This is a genomic window from Pseudomonas sp. B21-041 (assembly GCF_024748675.1).
In the GTDB taxonomy this organism is placed as follows: Bacteria; Pseudomonadota; Gammaproteobacteria; order Pseudomonadales; family Pseudomonadaceae; genus Aquipseudomonas; species Aquipseudomonas neuropathica.
Genome location: NZ_CP087175.1, coordinates 4,995,826 through 5,021,057, shown reverse-complemented (window position 1 = coordinate 5,021,057; position 25,232 = coordinate 4,995,826). Strand labels below are relative to the sequence as shown.

The following is a 25,232-nucleotide window of genomic DNA, read 5'->3' as shown; positions in this document are numbered from 1 at the left end:
CGTTACTTGTTTGCGCCCGGACGCCACATCTTGAACAGGGCCTCAGGCCCCAACTGGAAATAATCCGCCGGTCCGCCGCCGCGCAGAATCGGTTCTGCTGCGGCGGTGTCGTAAATGCCGTCCTTCAACAGCCACTTGGCGATATGCACGGCGACCACTTCGCCGAGGATCAGCCAGCTCGGCACGGTTTCGCCATCGGCGCGCTGCAACTGAATGATCTGCGTGACCTTGCATTCAAAGGACACCGGACTTTCTGCGACCCGTGGTACTGAAATCACCTTTGACGCCACTGTCGTCAAACCCGCCAATTCAAACTCGTTGACCTCAGGCGCGACCATCGCGCAGCTCTGATTCATCTGCTCGGCCAGCGGGCGGGTGGCGAGGTTCCAGACGAACTCGCCGGTCTGCTCGATGTTGTTCAGGCTGTCTTTGCGCCCGACGCTGGAAAAACCAATGATCGGCGGAATGTAGTTGAAGGCATTGAAGAAGCTGTACGGCGCCAGGTTCAAGCGGCCGTTGGCATCCTGCGAGGAAATCCAGCCGATGGGGCGTGGGCCGACGATGGCGTTGAACGGATCGTGGGGCAGACCGTGGCCGTTGGCGGGTTCGTAGAAGTGGATGTCATCGGGCATGGTGGGTGAATTCCTGAGGCTGCGTTTCGGATGCAGCCATAGTGCAAGGACGCCCCGCATATTTCCAGCCAGACGCAAAACCCCGTGTAGGAGCTGCCGAAGGCTGCGATCTTTTGATTTTGCTTTTAAAGATCAAGATCAAAAGATCGCAGCCTTCGGCAGCTCCTACAGTGGATTTGTGTGTATTCGAGAAAATTGTCATCCCCCAGAAATGACTAAGCCCGGCCAAGGCCGGGCTGTGGGACGAACGCTGAAAATTAGCTGATGGCAGCCGCGGTGCCGGTTTTATCGAAACCGTCAGCCGCGACGGTTTTACCCAGGTTGGTCTTGTCGAAACCATCAGCAGCCACAGCTTTGCCAAGGCTGGTTTTATCAAAACCATCAGCGGCATAAGTACCGGTGTGGCTGGTTTCGATGGCGGCGCTGGCGCCGTTGATGAAGTCGGCGGATTTGGTGCGATCCGAGCCGTCGGCAGCAAAGGTATTAGCGGCCAGTACGGACAGGGTCAGGGCGAGGATCAGTTTGGTTTTCATGTCGGTTACTCCAGATTCGTTGGCGGTGTGTCTTGCATGGGTTTAATGCTACGCCAAATAAGTTGATTAAAAAGCGCAAATTAATGCTAAGAACAATCGATTAACTTGATGTTAAGGGCGGCACGTTGAATTCGCTTTCGTCGTCGGAGCGAGCGTCGCGCAGGTCATCGATCAGGTGATTGCAGAATGAGGGGGCAGCATTAATTAGCGATTAATCGCTGTGCGGCGTGTGTGAGGGATTTTTCATGCAGGTCTGGATAACGCTGTGACCCAATTGCGAGCAGGCTCGCTCCCACAGGGAAATGCATTCCAGATGTGGGAGCGAGCCTGCTCGCGAAGAGTCCATCACAGCCACCATTGCAGTGGCTGTGAAACCCGATCAGTCAGTGACGATGCGCGAATGCTTCTGGGTGTCCTTCATGGTGATGTACACCAGCAACGACACCGCGATGCATGCCGTCACATACCAGTAGTAACCGGTTTCCATGCCGATGCTCTTGAACCACAGCGCGATGTATTCAGCGGTGCCGCCGAAGATCGACACGGTCAGTGCATACGGCAGGCCAACGCCCAGGGCGCGGATCTCGGTCGGGAACAGTTCGGCTTTCACCACCGCGTTGATCGAGGTGTAGCCGCTGACGATGATCAGCGCTGCCATGATCAGGAAGAACGCGCCCCACCAGGTCTGAATGGTGTGCAGGGTCATCAGGATTGGCACGGTGAAGATCGTCCCCAGCACGCCGAAGGCGATCAGGATCGGACGACGACCGATCTTGTCCGAGAGGCCGCCGATGATCGGTTGCAGGCACATGAACAGGAACAGCGTGGCGGCAGAGATGGTGGTCGAGTCGGAGATGCTCATGCCGACGGTGTTCACCAGGTATTTCTGCATGTAGGTGGTGTAGGTGTAGAACGCCAGGGTGCCGCCCATGGTCAGGCCGACCACGGTCAACAGTTCTTTGGGGTGGCGCATCAAGGTGCGCATGGCGCTTTCCTTGGACTTCTCTTTTTTGGTGAACGACTCGGTTTCTTCCATGCCGCGACGCAGGTACAGCGCCACGACCGCACACAGCGCGCCGATGGCGAACGGAATACGCCAGCCCCACGCGTACAGTTGTTCAGTGGTCAGCACGTTCTGCAGCACGATCAGGACGCCCAGCGCGATGAGCTGGCCGGAGATCAGGGTCACGTACTGGAAGCTGGAGAAGAAGCCGCGACGCTCCTTGGTTGCCATCTCCGAGAGATAGGTTGCCGAGGTGCCGTATTCGCCACCGACCGAGAGGCCCTGCAGCAGACGGGCGAACACCAGCAGGATCGGCGCGCCGATGCCGATGGTTTCGTAGTTCGGGCTGAGGGCGATCAGCAGCGAGCCGAAGCACATCAGGTAAACCGAGGCCATCAAGGCTTTTTTACGGCCGACCTTGTCGGCGTACATCCCCATCAGCCAGCCGCCAATCGGACGCATCAGAAAGCCGACGGCGAAAATCGCGGCGGTGTTCATCAGTTGGGCGGTGGTGGAACCGGCGGGGAAGAAGGTTTTCGCGAAATACAGGGAGAAGGCGGCATACACATACCAGTCGTACCACTCGACCATGTTGCCGACGGAACCGCTGAAGATCGATTTGATCCGGCTGGCGGTGGTTCTTTCTTTGGCCGGCACGGCAGCCGACCCAAGTGGCAGGGCGTTGGAGTTATCCATTGAAGGATCCTTCGTTTAATTGTTTTTGTGGAGCGCGTCGAAACGCAGCCTGCGAGGGCTATAGCAGGAGGTGTGCCAACGGGGGGAGGGCCGGTTTAGAGGGCGTGGCGGGATTGGGTGAGCGGATTTGTGCCGATGGAATTGATCTTGTGAGCGGATTTCCGCTTATTGGGGCTGAGATCAAAAGCCCCTCACCCTAACCCTCTCCCGGGGGGAGAGGGGACTGATCGAGGTGCTTTTGATAGTTACGCCGACCTGAGATACCGAGTCGAACTCAGGTTTCGAAAAGCATGAAGATCGGCTCCCTTTCCCCCTCGCCCCCTTGGGGGCGGTCCGACGTTTTGATCTGGTCAAACGATACTGGACACGGTTATAGGGTTTAGGTCATTTCTCATGCTGCCAAGGCTTCCATTGCTACCGGAGTCCGATATCCGTTGTAACTGTGCAGCCTGATCCGATTGTAATAGTGGGTCAGGTAGCGCAACACATCGGTGCTGGCTTCGTCTTCGTTTCGGTAACCAGCCTTGGGTATCCATTCAGATTTCAAACTGCCAAAGAAACGTTCCATCGGAGCGTTATCCCAGCAGTTTCCCCGTCGACTCATGCTTTGTTTTATGCGCATGTCCGCCAGCGTTTCACGAAACACTTTACTGCTGTAATGACAGCCCTGATCCGAATGGAACATTAGGTTTTCAGGGCGTCCTCGCGACTCGAAAGCCATCTTTAACGCTCGACAGGTCAGAGCTGAATCCGGACTTCTGGACATCGCCCAGCCGACGATGCGGCGGGCATGCAGATCAAGTACAGCAGCCAGATAAACCCAGTAAGTACCGGCCCAAATGTAAGTCACGTCGCCACACCACACTCGATTGGGGGCCTCGACATTGAATTTACGCTCCAAATGATTGGGGGCGTATTGCGCCTCCGCACCGCTGGGTTTGTACCGATGCCTGCGCCGTTGCTGGCTCTTCAAACCGAGCTCGCGCATCAGGCTACGAGCCATGTAACGACCTACCGACTCTTTTTCGTTACACAGCGCTTTTGACAGGCTGCGCGCGCCCATTGAGCCGCGACTTTGCTCATGTAATTCGGCAGCCTTGATCTTTAGGCGATCGCGCCCGACATGCACTTTCGCCCGCTGTTTCAGACGCTCGTAATAACTGCTGCGGTTGATGCCAAACACGCCACACAACTCGGATCTTGGATATTGCTCGCTTAACTCCTCGACCAGCCTTACCGATCGAGGGAATCCGACATCAAGAGAGCTGTAGCCTTTTTTAAAATTTCCTTCTCGCGCTCAATCCGTCGAATTGTTGCTTCCAGTTCTTGGATGCGTTGTTGGTCAACGGTCATGGCCTTGGACTTCTCAGGCGTCTTGCCGCTGCGCTCCGCACGCAGTTGTTCAACCCAGCGACGCAGAGCTGTAGGGCCCACGCCCATTGCTTCGCAGGCTTCACTCACCGAATAGTCTTTATCCAAAACCAGGCAAGCCGCATCCCGTTTGAAATCTGTCGAAAAATATCGTCTGGTCAAATCACACCTCGTCGTTGGGCGTAGATTAACGCCCTTTAGGGGTGTCCAGAATCATTAAGCCAGATCATTTCGGGAGGGCTGGGGTGAGGGGGATGGTTTTCAGCCGCAGCAAAAATCCCGACCCAGCCTCACTCAGCCAAAAACATCTCCCGACTCAACCCATGCCGCTGCAGCTTTTCATTGAACGTGCGGCGCGGCAGTTGCAACTCTTCAAGTACCGCTTTCACATCGCCCTTGTGCCGGGTCAGCGCCGCACGCAAACACTGCGCCTCAAACGCCTCCTGCTGCGCCGCCAGCGATTGCCCCGGATCAATCCCCGGTGCCGGTTCATCCAGGCCCAACACCTGACGTTCGGCAACGTTCGCTAGTTCGCGTACGTTGCCCGGCCAGTCGTGGCTGAGCAGATGGCTCAATTGCGCGCCACTCAAGGGTGGAAAGGTGCGGCCCAAGCGTTCAGCGGCATTGTGGGCGAAGGTTTCGAACAGCAACGGGATGTCTTCGCGGCGATCGCGCAACGGCGGCAAGCGCAGTTCGGCAACGTTCAGGCGATACGCCAGGTCCTCGCGAAAACGTCCGGCCCGGGCTTCATCGAGCAGGTCGGGTTTGGTCGCTGCGACAATCCGCAGGTCAACGCGAATGCTCTGGTTCGAGCCCAGCCGTTCAAGCTTCTGCTCCTGCAACACGCGCAACAGTTTCACCTGTTGTGCCAGCGGCATGCTTTCGATTTCATCGAGAAACAAGGTGCCGCCATCGGCGTATTCCAGCTTGCCGATGCGCTTGCCCGAGGCGCCGGTAAATGCACCGCTCTCGTGACCGAACAACTCCGCCTCGAACAACTGCTCAGGGATCGCCGCACAGTTCAGCGCCACAAACGGCTTGGCCGCGCGCGGACCGAAATCATGCAGGCAACGCGCGACCAATTCCTTGCCGCTGCCGGTTTCGCCACGGATCAGCACATTGACCGGCAGCGCCGCCAGGTCCAGCACTTGCCGACGCAACGTCTGCAAACCACGGGACACACCAAGCAACGTCGCATCGAGTTTCGCGCGGTTGTCGGCCTGCTCGTGCAGTGCACGGTTTTCCAGAATCAGCCGGCGTTTGTCCAGCGCCCGGCGCAAGCTGCCGAGCAGGGTTTCCGGGCTGAACGGTTTTTCCAGAAAGTCGTAAGCACCGTCGCGCATCGCCTCGACGGCCATCGGTACATCGCCATGACCGGTGAGCAGAATTACCGGCAGGTCAGCGTCGCGTTTCTGCACTTCGGCCAACAACGCCAGGCCGCCCATGCCGGGCATGCGCACGTCGCTGAGGATCACCCCGGCAAAGTGCGCGGGCAGGGCGGCGAGGCATTCTTCAGCGCGGCTGAACAGCTGCACCTCGAAGCCGGACAGGCTCAGCCACTGCTCGACGGCGCTGCGAATGCTGCTTTCGTCATCGACCACCATCACTGAATTGAGCATCAGATGTGTGCCTCCAGATCGATCGGCAAAGTCAGGCTGAACACCGCGCCGCTGTCGCCATTTTCAGCACTCAGACGGCCGCCGGATTCATGCACGATGGCGAAGGATACCGCCAGGCCGAGACCCAAACCGTCGCCCACCGGTTTGGTGGTGAAGAACGGATCGAAGACCTGGCCCAAATGGTCTTCGGCGATGCCGCCGCCATTGTCGCTGACGCTCAGGCGCCACAGTTGTTCATCGGCTTCCAGACGGATTTCGAGACGCTTGCACGCTTTGCCCTGCATCGCATCGAGGGCGTTGCGCAGGAGGTTGATCAGCACCTGTTCGAGACGAATCGCATCACCGCGCACCCATGCCGGACGCGTCAGGTGCAACACCAGACTGACCTGCTCGTCACGCAACCGTGCATCGAGTAACTGCAAAGACTGATCGACCACCGTCGCCAGATCCAGGCGCTCACGCAAGCCGCTGGGGCTTTTGCGCGCGAAGGTCTTGAGGTGGCCGGTGAGGGCAGCCATGCGCGTGAGCATCTCGTCTACCGGTTTCAAGGCTTTATAAGCATCGTCGACCCGGCCATGCTCGAGCAGCAGGCGCAGCGTCGCCAGTTGCATGCGCTGAGCGGTCAGCGGCTGATTGATTTCATGGGCCAGCGCGGCGGACATCTGGCCGAGCGCGGCGAGTTTGGCCGATTGCACCAGGCCGTCCTGCGCGGTGCGCAAATCGCGGGTGCGTTCTTCCACCAACTGTTCAAGTTCTTCGCGGTTGCGCTGGCGGATTTTCGACAGGCGCCAGCGCTGGTTGAGAAACAGCAACAGAAACACCAGCGCCAGCCACACCCCGGCGGCGGCCAGCCCGGCGTTGCGCAGGTCTTCGAAGGCCACTTGCGGATGGCGCAGCAGGTGCAGGGTCCAGCCTTCGGCGCTCAGGGGCAGCGATTCCCATAGATAATCCGCCGTGCCTAGCGGGCCTTCGACGCGGCGCAGGTCGCTGTTGTCATCGAAGCGGCGCAGCGACAAATGAGTCAAGGGCTGCAGCGATTGCTTGTCGTACTGCCGGGTGGCTTTGATCTCATCCATGTCGCGGGCGCTCAATGGCCGCAGCGCGCGATAGCGCCAGCCGGGCTGGTTGGCGATGAAGATGATCCCGCGCGCGTCGCTGACCAGCAGGGTGTCATTGCCCTGACTCCACTCGCGTTCCAGTTCGGGGAATTCCAGCTTGACCACCATCGCGCCAAGGAACTCGTCGTTGTCGCCGAGCACCGCGCTGGAGAGGAAATAGCCGGGAATTCCGCTGGTCACGCCCACCGCGTAAAAACGCCCGGTGCCTTGGGTGCGGGTCTGGCTGAAGTAGGGGCGGAAACCGTAATTGTGGCCGACGTAACTGCTCGGCAAGCGCCAGTTGCTCGCCGCCACGGCGAGGCCCGTGTGATCAAGCAGTTCAAGGGTCGAGGATTGCGCCGCGCCGTTGATCTTTTCCAGCTTGAGATTCAGCGCCGCCTGTTCGTCGGCATCGACCGGCCCGGCCAGCGCCGAACGCAATTGCGGGTCCAGCGCCAGCACGGCGGGCAGGGCGCGGTAGCGGTCGATCAGGGTATGCAGGGAGTTGGCGTACAACGCCAGTTGCTGGTTGGCACGGGCGGCATCCTCCTCCAGCGCCTGACGTTCGGCGTGGCGGATCGCAAGCGTAGCGGCAAGCGCCGCGCCGGCAATGATCAGCAGGGTATACAACGACAGACGCAGGGTACGGGAAGTCGGCAGCATGCTGGGCGCAGGAATAAGGACGGGCAGGCACCTTACCATGAGCACTGTTCAGGCCAGGAGTCGCGTCGTCACCTTTTCATACGGCAGTAAAAGTCGACGAATTGGAATGAAGCACGGTCCTCAGGTTTCGAAGCCTTTTTATTCGCTGTCCTGTGTCGCGTTCAATGCGTTCAATGCGCTTAGAGGGGTCAGTACGACTCAGGGTCTTGACCGTTTCGATTAAATGTTCCGAGCGATACTGCAGCATATTAATCGTGTCGGTAATGTCGGCATCCAGTGCAGTCACCTCATCCTCGGTAAGATCATTTGCGCTGGTTGCTATTTCATTCAAGAGATCGAGGGTGTCCGGAATCACCTTGATAGTCGGCCCGACGTAGGGGATCTTGCCAGCGCCTGCCAGCGCCAATTCCTTGCCAGCCGCGATGCCGCCTTGTTTGATCTCTTGCCGTCCTTCGGGTTTGAGCGGGTTGTAATCGGCGATAGCTTTAAAGTTAACCACGGGCCCTTGTTCGGCCTGTGTTTGCTTTAACAGCCTGGTTCCTTTCAATCGATCCGGTTGCAAGCTGATGGAGGTGTTCAAACCGGTTTTTCTGCCGATCGCTTTCGTCGTTTTACTCACGGTTTTTCCGACTAGGAAACCAAGAGCCCCGCCAATCAGCATTCCCAGAGGGCCGCCAGGGATTCCCAGTGCTACCCCGGCTGCGCTCATGCCTATGCCAACCGCGTTGGATGTGCCCTTTTCCGCAAGAAAAAAACCTGTACGTTTCGCGGTTGATACCCTGCTGTTGGGCTCAGAGCGATGATTGAGTATTTGAGTGGTGACATCCCTGACAGCCAGATCGACGGCTGAAAGCAGCTCGTTATGGAAGGCCAGTTTCTTCTGCATACGCTCTGTGGGAGTGTTTCCGGTAATAAATGCCCGAACGCCTGCGCTTGACGGTTGAGCTTCTTCTGTTTTGTTGCCTGTCGTGTCGAAGTAAGTCATGGGATTGTTGCGCACAAACCCATATAGGTTCAGCCCATCCACATCCCCTGCCGGGTCGGCACTGACCCAGCGTTGCAACCACGGCGCGTAATAGCGGGCGCCGTAGTAGTACAACCCGCTGACATCCATCTCCTTGCCCGAATAGCGGATGAAGCGGTACCTGGTTTCCGAATTCGGTGCCATCCACGCGGTTTCGCCAAAGGGGTAATAGCCTTCCTGGCTGATCATGACGGCGTCTTGATCCAGTTCCATCACGCTGGAGCCGAGATGATCTTCAAGGTTGTAACGCAATTGATCGCTGTCGATATCTTTGGGGTTGTTCTTTGCCCAATGCAGGCAGCGGGCGTTACTGAGGGTGATGACGTGCAGTTCTTCACCGTTGTCGCGGGTGCGGATTTCAAGCCCGGGCAGGTAGCGCACCTGGTGGAAATGTTCGGCGTTGGCAGCGAAGGTTTCGTGGCGTTTGAACACGCGAATGCCCTGGCTGTAAAGGTAATGCTCGGCGTCATTGCGATCGTTTTCACGCTGGATCAGCGTCACGCTCTCCACCTCATCGCGGGCATTCCAGATCAGCGGCTTGCCGGGGTGCATCGCTTTCTGGTTACCGTGACTGTCGAACAGATCGCCAAACACCGGTTCCGGGTCGCCGGTTTTCCAACGCACCCCGCGATTGCTCTTCAGATCGATGAACATTTGCCGGGTCGAGTTGTTGCCGGCGCGTACGTGACACAGTTCGATCAGGTTGCCACCGTTGTCGTACTGGTAGGTCTGGGTGTAGTTGAGGCGATTGTTCGGGTCGCCCGGTTGCGGCAGGCCGGGAATGTCCGGCGGCGGGGCGTCGTCGTAGCCGGTGGCGCTGGTCAACCGATAGAGCGAGTCGTAGGTGAAGTCGCGGTGGCCATCGATCAACTGATTGGCGAAGTAACGTGGTTGAAAGGCGTGGTCTTCGATGCGGGTGATATTGCCGACGGGATCGTAGAAATATTCGAGGTTCTGCAGCACTGCGCCGGTGTCTTTGCGACTGGACTGAGTGTGCAGACGACTGTCTGCAGGGTCGTACGTCCACGTACTGAGGACGCGATTGCCGGCCAGTTGTTCAATGATCTGCTCGTTGGCGTTGTACTGTGCGTCCAGCAATACCGGTTGCCAGTCAGACGTATCCTTGATCAGCAGTTCCGTTTGCTTGAGTTGCCCGGCCAGGCCGTAGCGCGAGCGTCGCCGATGGCCACCGGCGTCGGTCTGCTCGAGCAGCGCGCCGAGCGAGCTGAACACATGGTGAGTGGTGAACGGCTCACCGTCGTGGAACGTGCGGGTTTCCCGCAGCGGCTGGCCGGTCAGGGAAAAGCTGTTCGTGAGCAGCGAACCGGAACGGTCTTTCTGTTCCAGCAACTGGCCGCGACGGTTGTATCCGGCTTCGGCCGAGGCATCGGCGTAAATGAAAACATCGACATCGGGTTGGCCATTTTCCTCGACCGCGACCACCCGCAGTTGCTCATCGAAGATCGTCTGCCACTGGCTACCGCGCTGATCCCAGCGCCGCAACGGCTCACCCGCCAGCCCCGGCAGGATCAGGCGCCAGCCGGCGTCGACGCTGTCGGTCAATACCCCATCACCGTTTAGTGAGTAGACGTTAATGAGGTTCGCAGTGGGCAGACGCGGATCCCGCTGCGCCACCATACGGCCGACCACATCGTATTGCTGAAGCGACACGAGTGCTTTTGGTGTGTCGTCTGCCAGAGTGCGCAAGTAACTGACCTGACGGATCGGCGAGCCCCGGCCATCGATCACCGCCACCGTTGGAGTGCGCCTATGAACAGGGTCGTATTTCATGCGAATTTGTGTTTGGTGAAGGGCTGAACAAATGTCTGAAATTTCGACGCTGGTTTCGCTTGTTTGCGCAAAAATCTGTTGTCTGTCAGCAAATCTTCTTTGTGCCACTTCAGGGTGGTCTGGCTGCTTTCGATATATCCCAGGATTGCACTGGTCTGCTCTCGCAAGGTATCGAGCCGAATGGTCTTGGCAGCCATTAAGCGGCTCTTGTCAGGTAGCACGTCAGCCGAATTGATCGTGTTTTGTCCTACGCGTCTGAAGGCTTTCTCAATATCGGCCATTCGCGAAGTGAGGACTTGTTTCCAGTCGGCGAGCATCGTTTCGATTTTTTCAATCTTGACCGGATCCAGACCCTGTTTAATGTCCTCCACCTCCTGCACCCGCGAACCGATATTAAGTGTCGCCCCCACGCCTGGAACAAATGTTCCGACGCCGCGGTTCAGTAAGGTGTTGGCGGCATCGGCCGGCGTGAAACTCGATGAACGCTCTGTGATGCCGACCTTTTGATCAATGGCTGCGACGCTCATTGCCGAAGTTTGTGGAATCAATGGGACTGTCATATTTGCAAAGGACGTGTATTTGCTGGCGATCTCCTCGCCGATATCGCCGCTGATGTGCATGGCAATCATCTCCGACAAGAAGCCGACGGCGGCGGGCATAGCAGCGGTAAGTGTTGAGCCTGCGAACCCGCCGCCGAAATAACCAGCGAAGAAGCCGGCAGTGCCTATCAGTGATTCTGCAACAATATTCGCCAGCAGTTCAGTCCCGTACTGTCCGCTTGATACTTTCAGCATTTGGTCCAGCGTTGTGGCTGAGTAATCACCGAGAGTGGTCACGAAGTTTGAGAAATTGACGATATCGAATTTCTCTTGGCTGTTGCCTTGCACATCCACATAAGTTAACGGGTTGTTCAACACCATCGCATACAGATTCAACCCATCCACATCTCCGGCCGGATCGGCACTGACCCAACGCTGCAACCACGGCGCGTAATAGCGTGCGCCGTAGTAATACATGCCACTGACGTCCATCTCTTTGCCCGAATAACGGATGAATTTATAGCTGACCCCGGTCTCTGGAGGTGGGGTCATCCACGCCGTGGCGCCAAACGGGTAATAGCCTTCCTCGCTGATCAGTTGTGCTTGCTGATCCAGTTCCATCGCACAGGAACCGAGGTGATCTTCGAGGCTGTAACGCAATTGATCGCCGTCGATGTCTTTGGGATTGTTCTTTGCCCAATGCAGGCAGCGGGCGTTGCCGAGCGTGATGACGTGCAGTTCTTCACCGTTGTCGCGGGTGCGGATTTCAAGCCCCGGCAGATAGCGCACCTGGTGGAAATGCTCGGCGTTGGCAGCGAAGGTTTCGTGGCGTTTGAACACGCGCATACCCTGGCTGTAACGGTAGTACTCGGCATCATTGGAACCGCCATCGCGCTGGACCAGGATCACGCTTTCCAGCTCATCGCGGGTATTCCAGAGCAGCGGTTGGCCCGGTTGCACGGTCAGTTGATTGCCGTGGCGATCGAACAAAGTGTCGAAATCCGGCGGCTCGTCGCCGGTTTTCCAGCGCACCCCGCGATTGCTTTTCAGATCGATGAACATTTGCCGGGTCGAGTTGTTGCCGGTGCGTACGTGACACAGTTCGATCAGATTGCCACCGTTGTCGTACTGGTAGGTCTGGGTGTAGTTGAGGCGATTGTTCGGGTCGCCCGGTTGCGGCAGGCCGGGAATGTCCGGCGGCGGGGCGTCGTCGTAGCCGGTGGCGCTGGTCAACCGATAGAGCGAGTCGTAGGTGAAGTCGCGGTGGCCATCGATCAACTGATTGGCGAAGTAACGTGGTTGAAAGGCGTGGTCTTCGATGCGGGTGATATTGCCGACGGGATCGTAGAAATATTCGAGGTTCTGCAGCACTGCTCCAGTGTCTTTGCGACTGGACTGAGTGTGCAGACGACTGTCTGCAGGGTCGTACGTCCAGCGACTGAGGACAAGATTACCGGCCTGCTGCTCGATGATCTGGTCGGCGGCGTTGTACTGCGCATCAAGCAACACGGGCTGCCATTGGCTCTGGCCGCTGATCAACAGTTGTACCTGCCGAAGGTGCCCGGCCAGGCCGTAGCGCGAGCGTCGCCGATGGCCGCCGGCGTCGGTCTGCTCGAGCAGCGCGCCGAGCGGGCTGAACGCATGGTGAGTGGTGAACGGCTCGCCGTCGTGGAACGTGCGGGTTTCGCTCAGCGGCTGGCCGGTCAGGGAATAACTGTCCGTGAGCAGCGAACCGGAACGGTCTTTCTGTTCCAGCAACTGGCCGCGGCGGTTGTACCCGGCCTCGGCCGAGGCGTCGGCGTAAGTAAAAACGTCGACATTGGACTGACCATTTTCCTCGACCGCGATCACCCGCAGCTGCTCATCGAAGCTCGTGCGCCAATGGTTGTCGCGCTGATCCCAGCGTTGCAATGGCTCACCGGCCAGACCCGGCAGGGTCAGGCGCCAACCGGCGTCGACGCTGTCGGATTTCAATACCGTGCCGTCCAGGCTGTAAACCGTGGTCAGGCAGGGTGCCGACAAGCGCGAATCCCATTGCTCGATCAGACGGCCGGCGTAGTCATGCTGCTGACGGGTTACCAGCGCTACGGGGTTGTCGGCCGTCACACTGCGCAAGTACCCGACCTGCCGCATTGGCAAACCACGCGCATCGCTTACCGCCAGCGCAGGTGTACGGCGATGCACGTTGGCAATCATGGCTGCGATGCCTTGGTTGGCGATGACGGCTCGGCGGTGTCGTTGAAGTCTTCGCTGGTGTGATACCAAGGGTGGTACGTCTCTCGGGAAAAGTCGCCCTTGGCATTGACCATTCCGACCTGCCGGCTCTTGACGTCATAGCGAAGCTGATCGTGATGGCTCAGTGTGCGCAGGGACTGATCGTTGACGTAGGTATAGGTGTTGGCGAAAAACGCGCGGTACTGACGAACGGGCAAGCCTTTGTTGTTGTATTCGACCCGCTCGCTGATGCGCCAGCGCGGGTTGGCATCGACCACTTTGATCTGGCCATCCTCGACGATCAGCGAGCCGTCGGCGTCCACGGCATAGGCCTTGCCCGGATCGACCAATTGCTGGGTTTGCAGAGCCCGGCCAAAACCGTCGACGCAGGCTTTGGTGATCTGGATCTGCGCATCCACCTCGTCATCAGGGTAGCGGTCGGCACTGAGGATCACACTGTGCACCGGTTCGCGATGCACTGTTGCGATGGCGTCTTGCAGCGCCTGTTCATCAGGCGTCAAGGCGCCGCTGCGCCGGGTCAGTTGGCGGCGTGTACTGGCCCTGATGTGGCCGCTGGGCAGCAGATAACCCTGAGCGATCCATGCCAGGGCGGCGCGGGTGTCGTTGGCCATCTGCCCCATCCAGCTGAACAGATCCTTGCGCAGGGTACTCGCGGCTTTTTGCACGGCATCGGTCGGGTTGGCAATTGCCGTAGCCGGGCTCCGGTCCTCCGGAAGTTTGTATTCGCTCAGTGGCCTGAAACCCGCTTTCCTGTTGTTCTCTGAGCCATAAAAACTGGTGGCCAGGGGCTGATTGGAGGGTTCATACAACGCCTGATGAGTATTCAGGTTGGCATCGATGATTTTCAGCGGTTGCAGCGCGTGGTAGTCGTACTCGATGCAGGTGGTACAGCCATCTGGCAGTTCCACGAGGGTGACAGCCAGCGCATACGCGTCGTATACGGCGTGAGTGAAGCCATGGCTGAGGGTTTCGCGATAGCGCCGGACCTTGTAGAAACCGTCGAGGCTGGCGTATTCGGCGTAGCCGAAATTAGCCGACCACAGGTCATGCTCCGTGCTGCCCAAGGGATTTATCCAGAACAGAAACGGCATGGGCAGATAGCCGATCTTCTTCAGTTCGTCGCGCACGTTGAAGGGCGCAGGCAGCACGCTGTAAGCGTCCAGCGCCGTCTTGTCCAGTTGTGCCACTTCCAGTGGACCGACCAGGGCCTCGAATCCGGCAACGCCGTCGTCCAGCCGTTGGCCATCGGTACTCAAGTAGCGCTGTACAGACTGCGTGGTCAGCACCCGTTCAGCGTTCCAGTGCGCCGAATCCTCATGTGCCTTCAGGCACTCATAGGACACTTGCGCGGCTTCAAGCCCGGTGGGCAGGGTGCCTTTGGGCAAGACCAGTGCATTGCCACGCTGCTGATAGGGCAAACCGAGACGCCAATGCTGCCGGTCCTTGTCCAGATCGATGAACGCTGAACGGCTTTCATTCAGGTAGAACGATTGTTGCGCCGGGTCATGGGCGTCGAACCACCACTGCTGTACATCCGGGTCGTCGAACGGTGGTGCATCTTTTTCGGTCAGTCGCCGGGCGTAACTCACCGTGATGGCGTGCGTTGGCTGGCCGTAAGTGTTGTAGCGCAGGACCACATCGTTGCGACACATGGGGTCATCGACGAAACCGTCGTACTGGTAGCTGATCCTTTCCACCACCAGTGGCAGCAAGACGGCGGTGGCATAAGGACCTTGCTCGCGAACCTCGCGCACCTGATATCGCACTTCTTCTACGGCATAAGGCGTGGCAATCCCGGGGGCGTCCATGTCTGCATCAGCGTAGGTTTCGCTGCGGACCATCGAGCCGACCAACGCTCGGGAGAGCTGGTATTGGCTGTCTTCATCCTGCACCGGAATCAGTTCATCGGCATCGTCTTCCGGGTGATGGCGACTGAACAGGGTGTTACCCAGGGCTACCGCTTGTGCATCCTGATTGAAGTAGTCGTCGCGCGGCCGGTCCATCGATTGCCCGGTATGAAACCAGGTGCAGACACGCACCGGCTCGCTGAAACCTTCGCTCTCATCTGCTCTGGCGCTCTCACTGTCGGTTTGTTGCAACAGACCGAAACCGCGGAACTCACGCTCGCGGCTGTCGTAGACGCCTTCACGCCAAGTGAAGGTCTGAGTCAGGCAATTGCCAGTGATTTCATCCAGCTGCCGTTGTTTCTTGACCACCGCCACCGGGAACGGCAGGTGGCAAGCCGGCAAACGCTTAAGGGTGAGCAAACGGTGTTTTTCATCCAGCCATTCCTGCGCCGAACTGCGATAAGCGACGCTGGCACTGCAACCCATGTTGTTGTTACTGCTGGTCAACAGATACGGCTTGGCCGAAACGAAATCGTAGCGCCAATGCTGCGGCTGCATGTGCGTCACCGTAAGGATCAGACTGGCGCAGCCCAGGCCTTGCAGATCGGCGAAACTCACCTGACAGAGGCGATCGTAGCGCACGCCGTCGGGCCACGGCACGCTGATCGGTATTTGCTCCAGGCCGTTGCCGCCACGATTCAGGTAGATCTCGAAGGTATCCGACTTCAGATAAATCAGCGACGCGGCACCGGAGCCGTCGAGGTCGGCAAGGCGCACCCGGGACGAATCGAATTGCTCGTAGTTGAAGGGCAACTCGCTGATCTTGCGACCTTTGCCAAACCGGCCGTGGCCCAGGTTCGGCCAGCAGCGGATTTCGTCATGGCGTATCCGACACAACTCGGGCATATCGCTGCCCAGCAGGTTGCCCAACAGCACCAGTTCTGTGCGCGAATTGCTGAACAGTGGCAAGCGGTCGTCGTCGGGTTCGTGCAGCACCTCTTCAGGCGCGGCGAAGCCTTGTTCGCGCTCGTTGGCATACAACCGCACGGAGCTGGGCCCGATCAACGCCAGGCTACTCAAGCCGTCACCGCTCAAGTCGCCAAGTGTCGAGAGAGTGTTGAAAAACTCTGGTGGGAATTTGCCGAAGGGGACGAAGTCGGCAAACTCGCGTTGTTCTGTCAGGGTGCGAAAACCACTGATACCCGGTTGCGCGGTGACCCAATCGAGCCGACCGTCACCGGTCAGGTCGGTCAGCAGTTGCTGGACCGGACGGTTGCGATCGGCGAGCGGAATCTTTTCCAGTGCGGTCCATGGCCCATAGCCGATTTCATCGGTGCCCTTGGTCGCGCGTAGTGGTTCGCGGTAGTACCAGGCCTGGTCATAACGGCAGAGGAAACCCGGCACACCTTCGCCATAAAGATCCACACACTGGTAAAAACCACCGTCCTCGATACCCGGTTGAACATCGGGTTCGAAGAAGCGCGCCGGGGTTTTATTGATGTCGAAGGGGGCATAGTCGAACTCGACCGGCGGCGTGTTTTCGACAATGCCGCTCGCATCGAATGCCTGATAGTGCGCCGCGCTGATCTGGCTGTAGGCCCACTGCGCGATATTTTGCGGTTGGTGATATTCCAACAGCAGGCGGCGTACCAGTTTCGGTTGGTCAGTCGATTGCTTGGGAAAATGATGAAACAGCAATGCCTGCTGGCAGAGTCTGCGAGTGCCCAGTTCAAAACCCTGACCGTGGGTTGAAAAACTGTCTGGGCGAACGGTCCAGGGTTTGAGGGGGGCACCGTCATATGCCGGGATGTCGGTCAGTGACGTGCTGCGCTCGCCGTAATCGAACAGCAGATGAAAGTGCCAGTTCAGGTCGGCGGGGGTGTCCGTGGTCCAGCTGTACAGATTGCTGCTGGCCGTGAAGTTGCCGTAGCACACGCGGCGCAGATAGCGCTGGGCGCGGTGGTCATGCAGCGGGTCGGGATCCTGATCATCGGCCTTGTATTCAAAGCAGATGTGTTCGCCGCGCGCGTTCATGCTTTCGCACAGCAGCCATGTGGCGATTCGTCCAGGAGCCTGGGGATCGGCAATTCGTGTGGCTTCGGTTTTGCCGTAAAGGTGCAGCGAGCCGTCAGCGCCGTGTATCAGCCAGAATACCGGTGGATCGGCTTCTCGGGTCTGCCGCTGCCAACGCTCGCGCAAGGCAAAATCGCTTTCCACTCGAGGCCAATAGCGCACGACTCTGTGCGGGCCAATGTCGACGCCGTTGTAGACGCTTTCCTCTCGGAACTTGAGTTCACCATGCTCATCGAGCTCCGGCATCCACACTTCGCCATCGGCACCGACGATCTCGTCGTGATCGGTATAACGTGGCACGCCTTTGTTGGTTCTGCGATTGATCTGACCCACGCCGGCCAGGTGCCAGGAAAGGCCGAATGGACCGTTGCCACTCTGACTGCTGTAACTCAGCGAGAACTGAGGATCCCAGCCCCGCCCGGCAGACGTCGGAATCGGCAACTCGAACGAGGCGGCTCCGGTCGGGCCCACAGCGCCCCAACTTTTGCCGATGGTGGCGATCGATGCGCTTTTGGCGATGGAAGGGGTGGTGATGCTCAGCTCTTGTTGATCAGGCATGGTCGAATCCATTGCGCACGGGGTGGGCGTGAATGGACTGACGCTAACAAGAATGGCGGGTAAATGAACCTGTCAGATCTGACAGGTGCGCCAGATCATTTTGTATGCTTCGGCGCTTTTTTTATCGCGAACGGTTGGCCCCTGTGAAAACGGCCGGGTCATCGTTGCAGATGAACCGGCCGTTTTTATGGCAGCGAAGGGCTTATTGCACTTCTACCGCCAGGCTTTCGCTGATCTTCTGTTGCCAGATCGCAGGGCCGGTGATGTGCACCGACTCACCTTTGCTGTCCACCGCAACGGTGACCGGCATGTCCTTGACCTCGAACTCGTAGATCGCTTCCATGCCCAGTTCGGCAAACGCCAGCACTTGCGACTTCTTGATCGCCTGAGCGACCAGGTAAGCAGCGCCGCCAACGGCCATCAGGTACACGGCTTTGTTGTCCTTGATCGCTTCGATGGCGGTCGGGCCGCGCTCGGATTTACCGATCATGCCCAACAGGCCGGTCTGCTCGAGGATCTGCCGGGTGAACTTGTCCATCCGCGTCGCGGTGGTCGGGCCCGCCGGGCCAACCACTTCGTCACCGACCGGATCAACCGGGCCGACGTAGTAGATGAAGCGACCTTTCAGATCGACCGGCAGGGTTTCACCCTTGTTGAGCATCTCGACCATGCGCTTGTGCGCGGCGTCGCGACCGGTGAGCATTTTGCCGTTGAGCAGGACGGTTTCGCCCGGCTTCCAGCTCTGCACGTCTTCCGGGGTCAGGGTGTCGAGGTTGACACGGCGAGCCGACGGGCCGGCTTCCCAGACGATTTCCGGGTAGGCGTCCAGCGGTGGCGCTTCCAGCGAGGCCGGGCCGGAGCCGTCGAGCACGAAGTGTGCGTGACGGGTGGCGGCGCAGTTCGGGATCATGCACACCGGCAGCGAGGCTGCGTGGGTCGGGTAGTCCATGATCTTCACGTCGAGCACGGTGGTCAGGCCACCGAGGCCCTGGGCGCCGATGCCCAACTGGTTGACCTTCTCGAACAGCTCCAGGCGCATTTCTTCGATGCGGTTCTGCGGGCCACGGGCCTTCAGTTCGTGGATGTCGATGGATTCCATCAACACTTCCTTGGCCATGACGGCGGCTTTCTCGGCGGTGCCGCCGATGCCGATGCCGAGCATGCCCGGTGGGCACCAGCCGGCGCCCATGGTCGGAACGGTCTTCAATACCCAGTCAACGATCGAGTCGGACGGGTTGAGCATGGCCATTTTCGACTTGTTCTCGGAACCGCCGCCCTTGGCCGCCACGTCCACTTCCACGGTGTTGCCCGGGACGATGGAGTAGTGAATCACGGCAGGGGTGTTGTCCTTGGTGTTTTTCCGAGCACCCGCCGGGTCGGCGAGGATCGAGGCACGCAGGACGTTTTCCGGCAGGTTGTAGGCGCGACGCACGCCTTCGTTGATCATGTCGTCCAGGCCCATGGTGGCGCCATCCCAACGCACGTCCATGCCGACGCGCACGAACACGGTAACGATACCGGTGTCCTGGCAGATCGGGCGATGGCCGGTGGCGCACATGCGCGAGTTGATCAGGATCTGCGCCATCGAGTCACGGGCCGCTGGCGATTCTTCGCGCAGGTAGGCTTCGTGCATCGCCTGGATGAAATCCACGGGGTGGTAATAGGAAATGAACTGCAGGGCGTCGGCAACGCTCTGAATCAGGTCGTCTTGCTTGATCACGGTCATGAGTCGCGCTCCTCTAAAAGACGGGAACATTCAATAAGGTGCCTGCGGCTTGGGTGCATCGGTCGGTCGCAAGCACCTTTCAAGGCACGCCGGGGCTGCTGGCGCGACGCTAAAAAGGCGCGGCAGTATAACGCGCCTCGGTGGGGCGTACACGCGCCGGCAATCATTCGTTGGTCGCATGGGTGGGCGAATATCGGACAGCGGGTTTGCACTTCAAGAGCTACCCCCTCACCCCAGCCCTCTCCCCCAAGGGGGGCGAGGGGAAAGGGAGCCGATCTTCATGCTGTTCAAACCTGTGCTCGACTCAAGAAAGGGAGCTGATCTTCATGCTGTTCAAAACCTGAGTTCGACTCAGGAAAGGGGGGCGATGTTCAGGCTGTTCAAGTCTGAGTCCGGCTCGGTATTTCAGGTCGGCGTATCGCCAACAATCGACTCGGTCAGTCCCCTCTCCCTCTGGGAGAGGGCTAGGGTGAGGGGCTTTTGGCGGTCTACGCAGGCCACACTTTTGACGTCAAATTTCGGGCCCGAAAATCGGTGGTCATTTATCGACTACGCCTCTAAAGTGGCAGCCGGTCTGTAGAGTAGGACACTCGGTCAGCCTCTTATCGCACGGTGAGTCAACGATTGACCCATAACGCCATTCAACGTCTTTTGCTCAAACGCTTTGCCCTCGCTGCGGCCACCTATGGATTGGCTTTGCTGCTGCTGTGGCTGGCATTTTTCACGGGGCACTACGAGCAGTCCCTGACTTCTGTGGCCATCGGCAGTGCGCTGGTGGTGATCAGCCAGTCGGTGCTGTTCGCACTGTTCTGGAGTGGGCGCAACCTGCGCTTTGCCGATCCCAGCCTGACCGAAGCGCAGGTGTTGATCGGTCTCGGCTGGCAGACCTGGCTGATCGCTCATCTGGATGAAGCCCGCGGCGCCTTCCTGGTGTTCTACGTGCTGATCCTGCTGTTCGGCCTGTTCCATCTCAGTCGACGGGCGTTCATACGCTGTGCCCTGTTGGTGTTCTTCAGTTTCTGTGCCATCACGCTGTGGGACGGCTACTACTTCCGCTTGCGCGAGCCGGCGCTTGCCGCCTTGCAGGTGTGCATTCTGGCAATGGTGCTGGCGTGGCTGGTGCTGTACGCGCGCTTCGTCCAGGTTTCGCGGCAACGCCAGCGCCAGCGCCGGTTTGCCTTGCAGGCGCATCAGGACACCCTGCGCGGGATGATGCGGCAGTTGGAAGATCTGGTCGCCACCGATGAACTGACCGGGCTGTTCAATCGTCGGCATTTTCTGCGTCTGGCCACGCGAGAGCTGGATGAAATGGACGACGATGTGGTGCACGGCTTGGCGCTGATCGACCTCGACCATTTCAAACGCATCAACGACCTGCACGGCCATGCCGCCGGCGATCAGGTGTTGCAGGCCTTCGCCGGCGTTGCCCAGGCGTGTCTGCGCGACGGTGATGTGCTGGCGCGTTATGGTGGTGAAGAATTCGTTGTGTTGTTGCCCGATTGCGACGCCGAACGGCTGACTACTTGCTGTGAACGTCTGCGTATTGCCTTTACTGACGTTGAACTGGTCGGCCTGAATGTGCGCAACCTCAGCCTGTCGGCCGGCATGACGCTGTTGGTGTTGGGCGATGATCTGGACGACGCCTTGCAGCGCGCCGATCAGGCCTTGTATCGGGCCAAGCGTGACGGGCGCAATCGTTGTGCGGCCGCGTGGGAGAACGTCGATGCCTGAACTTCGCGTCGGTGAACGACAATGGTCAGTGGCAGCGGGCAGCAATCTGCTCGATGCCCTCAATCAGAATGGCGTCGCCGTGCCTTACAGCTGCCGCGCCGGCAGTTGCCATGCCTGTCTGGTGCAATGCGTGCAAGGCCTGCCCGCCGACAATCGGCCGGACGCCTTGAGCGCCGAACAGCGTCAGCAAGGCTGGCGCCTGGCGTGTCAGTGTCAGGTCGTCGAAGATTTGCAGGTGCACACCTTCGACCCGATCACCGATGGTCGCCCGGCAGTGGTCGAAGCGCTGGACTGGCTCAGCGACAGCGTCCTGCGCTTGCGTCTGACCCCGCAACGGCCGTTGCGCTACAGCGCCGGGCAACATCTGGTGTTGTGGATCGGGCACATTGCGCGGCCGTATTCGCTGGCGAGCCTGTCGGAGGAAGACCGCTTTCTCGAATTCCATCTCGATTGCCGCCAGCCTGGTGAATTCAGCGATGGCGCACGAAAATTGCAGATCGGCGATCCGATCCGTCTCGGCGAACTGCGCGGCGGTGCTTTGCATTACGATCCCGACTGGCACAGTCGCCCCTTGTGGCTGCTGGCCGCTGGCACCGGTCTGGGCCCTTTGTTCGGCGTGCTGCGCGAAGCCTTGCGCCAGGATCACCAAGGCCTGATCCGCGTCATTCACGTGGCTCATGACGATCGCGAGCACTATCTGGCCAAACCCCTGGCGGCACTGGCTGCGCAGCGGGAAAACCTCAGTGTCGAGCTGTGGACGGCGGCCGAGTCAGCCGCCGCTTTGGCGCAACTGCGCCTTGTCTCCCGGCAAACCCTGGCCTTAGTCTGCGGCTCGACGGCCAGCGTCGACGCCTTCGCGCGGCGTCTGTACCTGGCCGGATTGCCGCGCAATCAACTACTGGCTGACGTGTTCCTGTCCCGTGGTTGAGCGCTGATATTTCAGACGCGAGACACATCATGACCGAAGCCATCCTGCTGGAACGCGAGCGCGGTTTGCTGACCCTGCGCCTCAACCGTCCGGACAAGAAAAACGCCCTGACCCGCGCCATGTACAGTCGCCTCGCCGAGGCGCTGAAACAGGCCGATGGCGACCCGGCGATCAACGCCGTGCTGATTACCGGCAGCGCCGAATGCTTCACCGCCGGCAACGACATTGCCGACTTCATCCAGCAACCGCCGAGTGACCTCGACAGCCCGGTGTTTCACTTCATGCTCAACCTGCTTGAATGCCGCAAACCGGTGATCGCCGCGGTGGCCGGCGCGGCGGTGGGCATTGGTACTACATTGTTGCTGCACTGCGATCTGGTCTATGTGGCCCGCGATGCGCGGTTGCGCATGCCATTCGTCAACCTGGGTTTGTGCCCGGAGTTCGGCTCCAGCCTGATCCTTCCACGTCTGCTTGGGCAGGCCAAAGCGGCAGAGTTGTTGTTACTGGGCGAAGGCTTCAGCGGTGAACAGGCGGCGCAGTGGGGGATTGCGACCGAAGCATTGGGTAGCGGCGCTGCGGCGCTAAGCAAGGCGCGGGAAATGGCGCTGCGTTTCGATGAACTGCCGGCCGAAGCGGTGCGTATCAGCAAGCAATTGATGCGAGCGCCGGATCGCGAGTTGATTCGTAAGGTGATCGAGGAGGAGGGCGCATTGTTCACCCAGCGCCTTCGTTCGCCAGAAGCAATGGTGGCGTTGACCGGATTTATCAAACGGCATTAAAAAGCCAACCCTCATCGGAACGCCGCCCGCCCAGCCCTCTCCCAGAGGGAGAGGGAGACGACCGAGGTGTAATGCGCTACACATCGACTTGAAAGAAACGGTCGGATTCAGCGCAGAGCTATCAGGTCGGTGCAATTCTGCAATATCCCTCAATCGGTTCCCTCTCCCTCTGGGAGAGGGCTAGGGTGAGGGGCTTTCGATTCAACGCAGACAACAAAAAGCCCCGGCACTCACATGCCGGGGCTTTGGTTTTTCAGCGCGTCACTCAGACCTGCGGGTCGCCCACGTGCAGGATCTTCATGCCGTTGGTGCCGCCGGTGGTGTGGTAGCTGTCGCCCTTGGTCAGGATGACCCAGTCGCCTTTTTCCACAACGCCGCGTTTGGTCAGCTCGTCGATGGCCTTCTGGCTGACTTCGTGCGGTTCCAGCGAAGCCGGATCGAACGGAATGGTGTACACGCCACGGAACATTGCCGCGCGGGCCTGGGCTTCGCGGTGCGGGGTGAAGGCGTAGATCGGCACCGAGGAGCGGATACGCGACATGATCAGCGGAGTGAAGCCACTTTCGGTCAGAGCGATGATCGCTTTGACGCCCGGGAAGTGGTTGGCGGTGTACATGGTCGCCAGCGCGATGCTTTCGTCGCAGCGGGTGAATTCCTTGCCGATACGGTGGCTGGAGGTCTTGCCGGTCGGGTGCTTCTCGGCGCCGACGCAGATGCGCGCCATTGCCTGCACGGCTTCCAGCGGGTACAGGCCAGCGGCGGATTCGGCGGACAGCATCACGGCGTCGGTGTAGTCGAGCACGGCGTTGGCTACGTCGGACACTTCAGCGCGGGTCGGCATCGGATTCTGGATCATCGACTCCATCATCTGGGTCGCGACGATCACCGCCTTGTTGTGGCGGCGTGCATGCAGAATGATTTTCTTCTGAATGCCGACCAGTTCGGCGTCGCCGATTTCCACGCCCAAGTCACCACGGGCAACCATCACCGCGTCGGATGCCTTGATCAGGCCGTCGAGGGTTTCGTCGTCCGCTACGGCTTCGGCACGTTCGATCTTCGCCACCAGCCAGGCAGTACCGCCGGCTTCGTCGCGCAGTTGACGGGCGTATTCCATGTCGGCAGCGTCACGCGGGAAGGACACCGCGAGGTAGTCGACTTCCATTTCTGCAGCGAGCTTGATGTCGGCCTTGTCTTTTTCAGTCAGGGCCGGCGCGGTCAGGCCGCCACCGCGACGGTTGATGCCTTTGTGGTCGGACAGCGGGCCGCCGATGGTCACGGTGCAATGCAATTCTGTTGCGGTGGCGGTATCAACGCGCATCACCACACGGCCGTCGTCGAGCAGCAGCTCGTCACCCACGCCGCAGTCCTTGACCAGATCCGGGTAGTCGATGCCGACCACTTGCTGGTTGCCTTCGGTCAACGGATGGCTGGTGGAGAAGGTGAACTTGTCACCGATCTTCAGCTCGATCTTCTTGTTGGCGAATTTGGCGATACGGATTTTCGGGCCTTGCAGGTCACCCAGCAGGGCGACGAAGCGACCGTGCTTGGCGGCGAGGTCACGCACCAGCTTCGCGCGAGCCTTGTGCTCGTCGGGGGTGCCGTGGGAGAAGTTCAGACGGGCAACGTCCAGACCAGCCAGAATCAGCTGTTCAAGAACTTCCGGCGAGTTACTGGCCGGGCCAAGGGTAGCGACGATTTTGGTACGACGGACGGACATGCAAAGACTCCTGAGTTCAAGCGCTAGCGAAGGCTACTATGCTCTTGGGGTGTAGTCATTGTTCGTTTGCACTACTTATTACTTTCTTTATTGAACACGACGATTGGCGCAAACACTTCTGAAGAATTCCCGGCAGGGGTCGATACAGAGCACAAGACAGGAGAACCCCCATGCGATTGTTGCCCATTGCCGCCCTTGCCCTCAGCGTCCTCGCCGTTTCGGGCTGCACCCGTTGGTCGATGAACCACCATTTGAACAACGCCTACAGCGCCTATGACCGCGGAAACTGCGAGCAGGTCATGCTCGAACTGTCCAAGGTCGAACGCGCCAGCCGTGCCCGCCCGTACGTGTGGCCGGAAGTGTCGATGATGCGCGGCCAGTGCCTGGAACGGCAGAAAATGTTTGTCGACGCGGCGCAGACCTATCAGTTCATCATCGCCTCGTACCCGAACAGCGAATACGCCTATCGCGCCCGTGCCCGTCTGGAAACCTTGCAGAGCCTGGGCCATTACCCGACGCGCAGCGCCGCTGCCGTGGTGCGCCCGACCCGTTTCTGATGACAGTTGTCATACAAAATCTGGCCGTGTGTACAAGCTGAGCTATAGTCGAATAACCCGGATTCAGCGTCAGGTTCCTGAATCCGGAGCAACACCCGCGACTGGCAGTTGTA

The 25,232-nt window shown here is 59.3% G+C and carries 15 protein-coding genes; 4 read left to right on the top strand and 11 right to left on the bottom strand.

From position 1 onward, the window contains the following. Window positions 1-2: 2 nt before the first annotated feature. The 10 genes from LOY43_RS22275 to LOY43_RS22230 form a co-directional block, all read right to left on the bottom strand. A complete protein-coding gene (locus LOY43_RS22275; RefSeq protein ID WP_007912610.1) occupies window positions 3-632 on the bottom strand; it encodes a flavin reductase family protein in 630 nt (209 codons plus the stop codon). Window positions 633-889: 257 nt separating this feature from the next. Beyond that, entirely contained in the window at window positions 890-1,165 is a 276-nt protein-coding gene (locus tag LOY43_RS22270) for a hypothetical protein (protein WP_038366788.1), read from the bottom strand. A 379-nt stretch (window positions 1,166-1,544) separates the two neighbouring features. Then, on the bottom strand, window positions 1,545-2,864 hold the full coding sequence (locus tag LOY43_RS22265; protein ID WP_007912608.1) for an MFS transporter: 1,320 nt from the start codon (window positions 2,862-2,864) through the stop codon (window positions 1,545-1,547). A gap of 391 nt (window positions 2,865-3,255) precedes the next feature. Beyond that, window positions 3,256-4,397 (bottom strand): IS3 family transposase gene (locus LOY43_RS22260; protein ID WP_408980807.1). Its coding sequence is split into 2 segments (ribosomal slippage): window positions 3,256-4,136 and window positions 4,136-4,397, totalling 1,143 coding nucleotides; the frame shifts between segments, so codons are not numbered across the junction. Between the two features lie 128 nt (window positions 4,398-4,525). Further along, a complete protein-coding gene (locus LOY43_RS22255; protein ID WP_150693255.1) occupies window positions 4,526-5,854 on the bottom strand; it encodes a sigma-54 dependent transcriptional regulator in 1,329 nt (442 codons plus the stop codon). Continuing rightward, window positions 5,854-7,614, bottom strand: coding sequence for an ATP-binding protein (locus LOY43_RS22250; protein WP_258708738.1), 1,761 nt, complete (start codon window positions 7,612-7,614; stop codon window positions 5,854-5,856). The genes LOY43_RS22255 and LOY43_RS22250 overlap by 1 nt, the downstream gene beginning before the upstream one ends. Window positions 7,615-7,690: 76 nt before the next feature. After that, entirely contained in the window at window positions 7,691-10,429 is a 2,739-nt protein-coding gene (locus LOY43_RS22245; protein ID WP_258708737.1) for an RHS repeat-associated core domain-containing protein, read from the bottom strand. Continuing rightward, window positions 10,426-13,164: an RHS repeat-associated core domain-containing protein gene (locus tag LOY43_RS22240; RefSeq protein WP_258708736.1), complete on the bottom strand. Its 2,739-nt coding sequence runs from the start codon at window positions 13,162-13,164 to the stop codon at window positions 10,426-10,428. The genes LOY43_RS22245 and LOY43_RS22240 overlap by 4 nt, the downstream gene beginning before the upstream one ends. Beyond that, window positions 13,161-17,681 carry a SpvB/TcaC N-terminal domain-containing protein gene (locus tag LOY43_RS22235; RefSeq protein WP_258708735.1) on the bottom strand — a complete coding sequence of 1,507 codons (4,521 nt, stop codon included), beginning with the start codon at window positions 17,679-17,681 and terminating at the stop codon, window positions 13,161-13,163. The genes LOY43_RS22240 and LOY43_RS22235 overlap by 4 nt, the downstream gene beginning before the upstream one ends. Window positions 17,682-17,883: 202 nt before the next feature. Continuing rightward, complete coding sequence (locus LOY43_RS22230) at window positions 17,884-19,407, bottom strand: fumarate hydratase (RefSeq protein WP_034153454.1); 1,524 nt, start codon at window positions 19,405-19,407, stop codon at window positions 17,884-17,886. Between the two features lie 624 nt (window positions 19,408-20,031). Here LOY43_RS22230 and LOY43_RS22225 point away from each other — a divergent pair. The 3 genes from LOY43_RS22225 to LOY43_RS22215 are packed head-to-tail and all read left to right on the top strand — an operon-like array spanning window position 20,032 to window position 22,845. Next, the gene (locus LOY43_RS22225) at window positions 20,032-21,138 is read left to right on the top strand and encodes a diguanylate cyclase (protein WP_220556911.1); all 1,107 of its coding nucleotides are present in this window, start codon (window positions 20,032-20,034) and stop codon (window positions 21,136-21,138) included. Next, window positions 21,131-22,066 carry an iron-sulfur-binding ferredoxin reductase gene (locus LOY43_RS22220; RefSeq protein WP_258708734.1) on the top strand — a complete coding sequence of 312 codons (936 nt, stop codon included), beginning with the start codon at window positions 21,131-21,133 and terminating at the stop codon, window positions 22,064-22,066. Before LOY43_RS22225 ends, LOY43_RS22220 begins: the two co-directional genes overlap by 8 nt. Window positions 22,067-22,095: 29 nt before the next feature. Beyond that, window positions 22,096-22,845, top strand: coding sequence for an enoyl-CoA hydratase-related protein (locus LOY43_RS22215; RefSeq protein WP_093430518.1), 750 nt, complete (start codon window positions 22,096-22,098; stop codon window positions 22,843-22,845). A 265-nt stretch (window positions 22,846-23,110) separates the two neighbouring features. Here the strand turns inward: LOY43_RS22215 and pyk are convergent, their stop codons facing one another. Further along, window positions 23,111-24,562: a pyruvate kinase gene (gene pyk, locus LOY43_RS22210; protein WP_095048237.1), complete on the bottom strand. Its 1,452-nt coding sequence runs from the start codon at window positions 24,560-24,562 to the stop codon at window positions 23,111-23,113. 170 nt (window positions 24,563-24,732) lie between these two features. Here pyk and LOY43_RS22205 point away from each other — a divergent pair, with 170 nt between their 5' ends. Continuing rightward, the gene (locus LOY43_RS22205; RefSeq protein ID WP_093430516.1) at window positions 24,733-25,119 is read left to right on the top strand and encodes a tol-pal system YbgF family protein; all 387 of its coding nucleotides are present in this window, start codon (window positions 24,733-24,735) and stop codon (window positions 25,117-25,119) included. Window positions 25,120-25,232 lie beyond the last annotated feature (113 nt).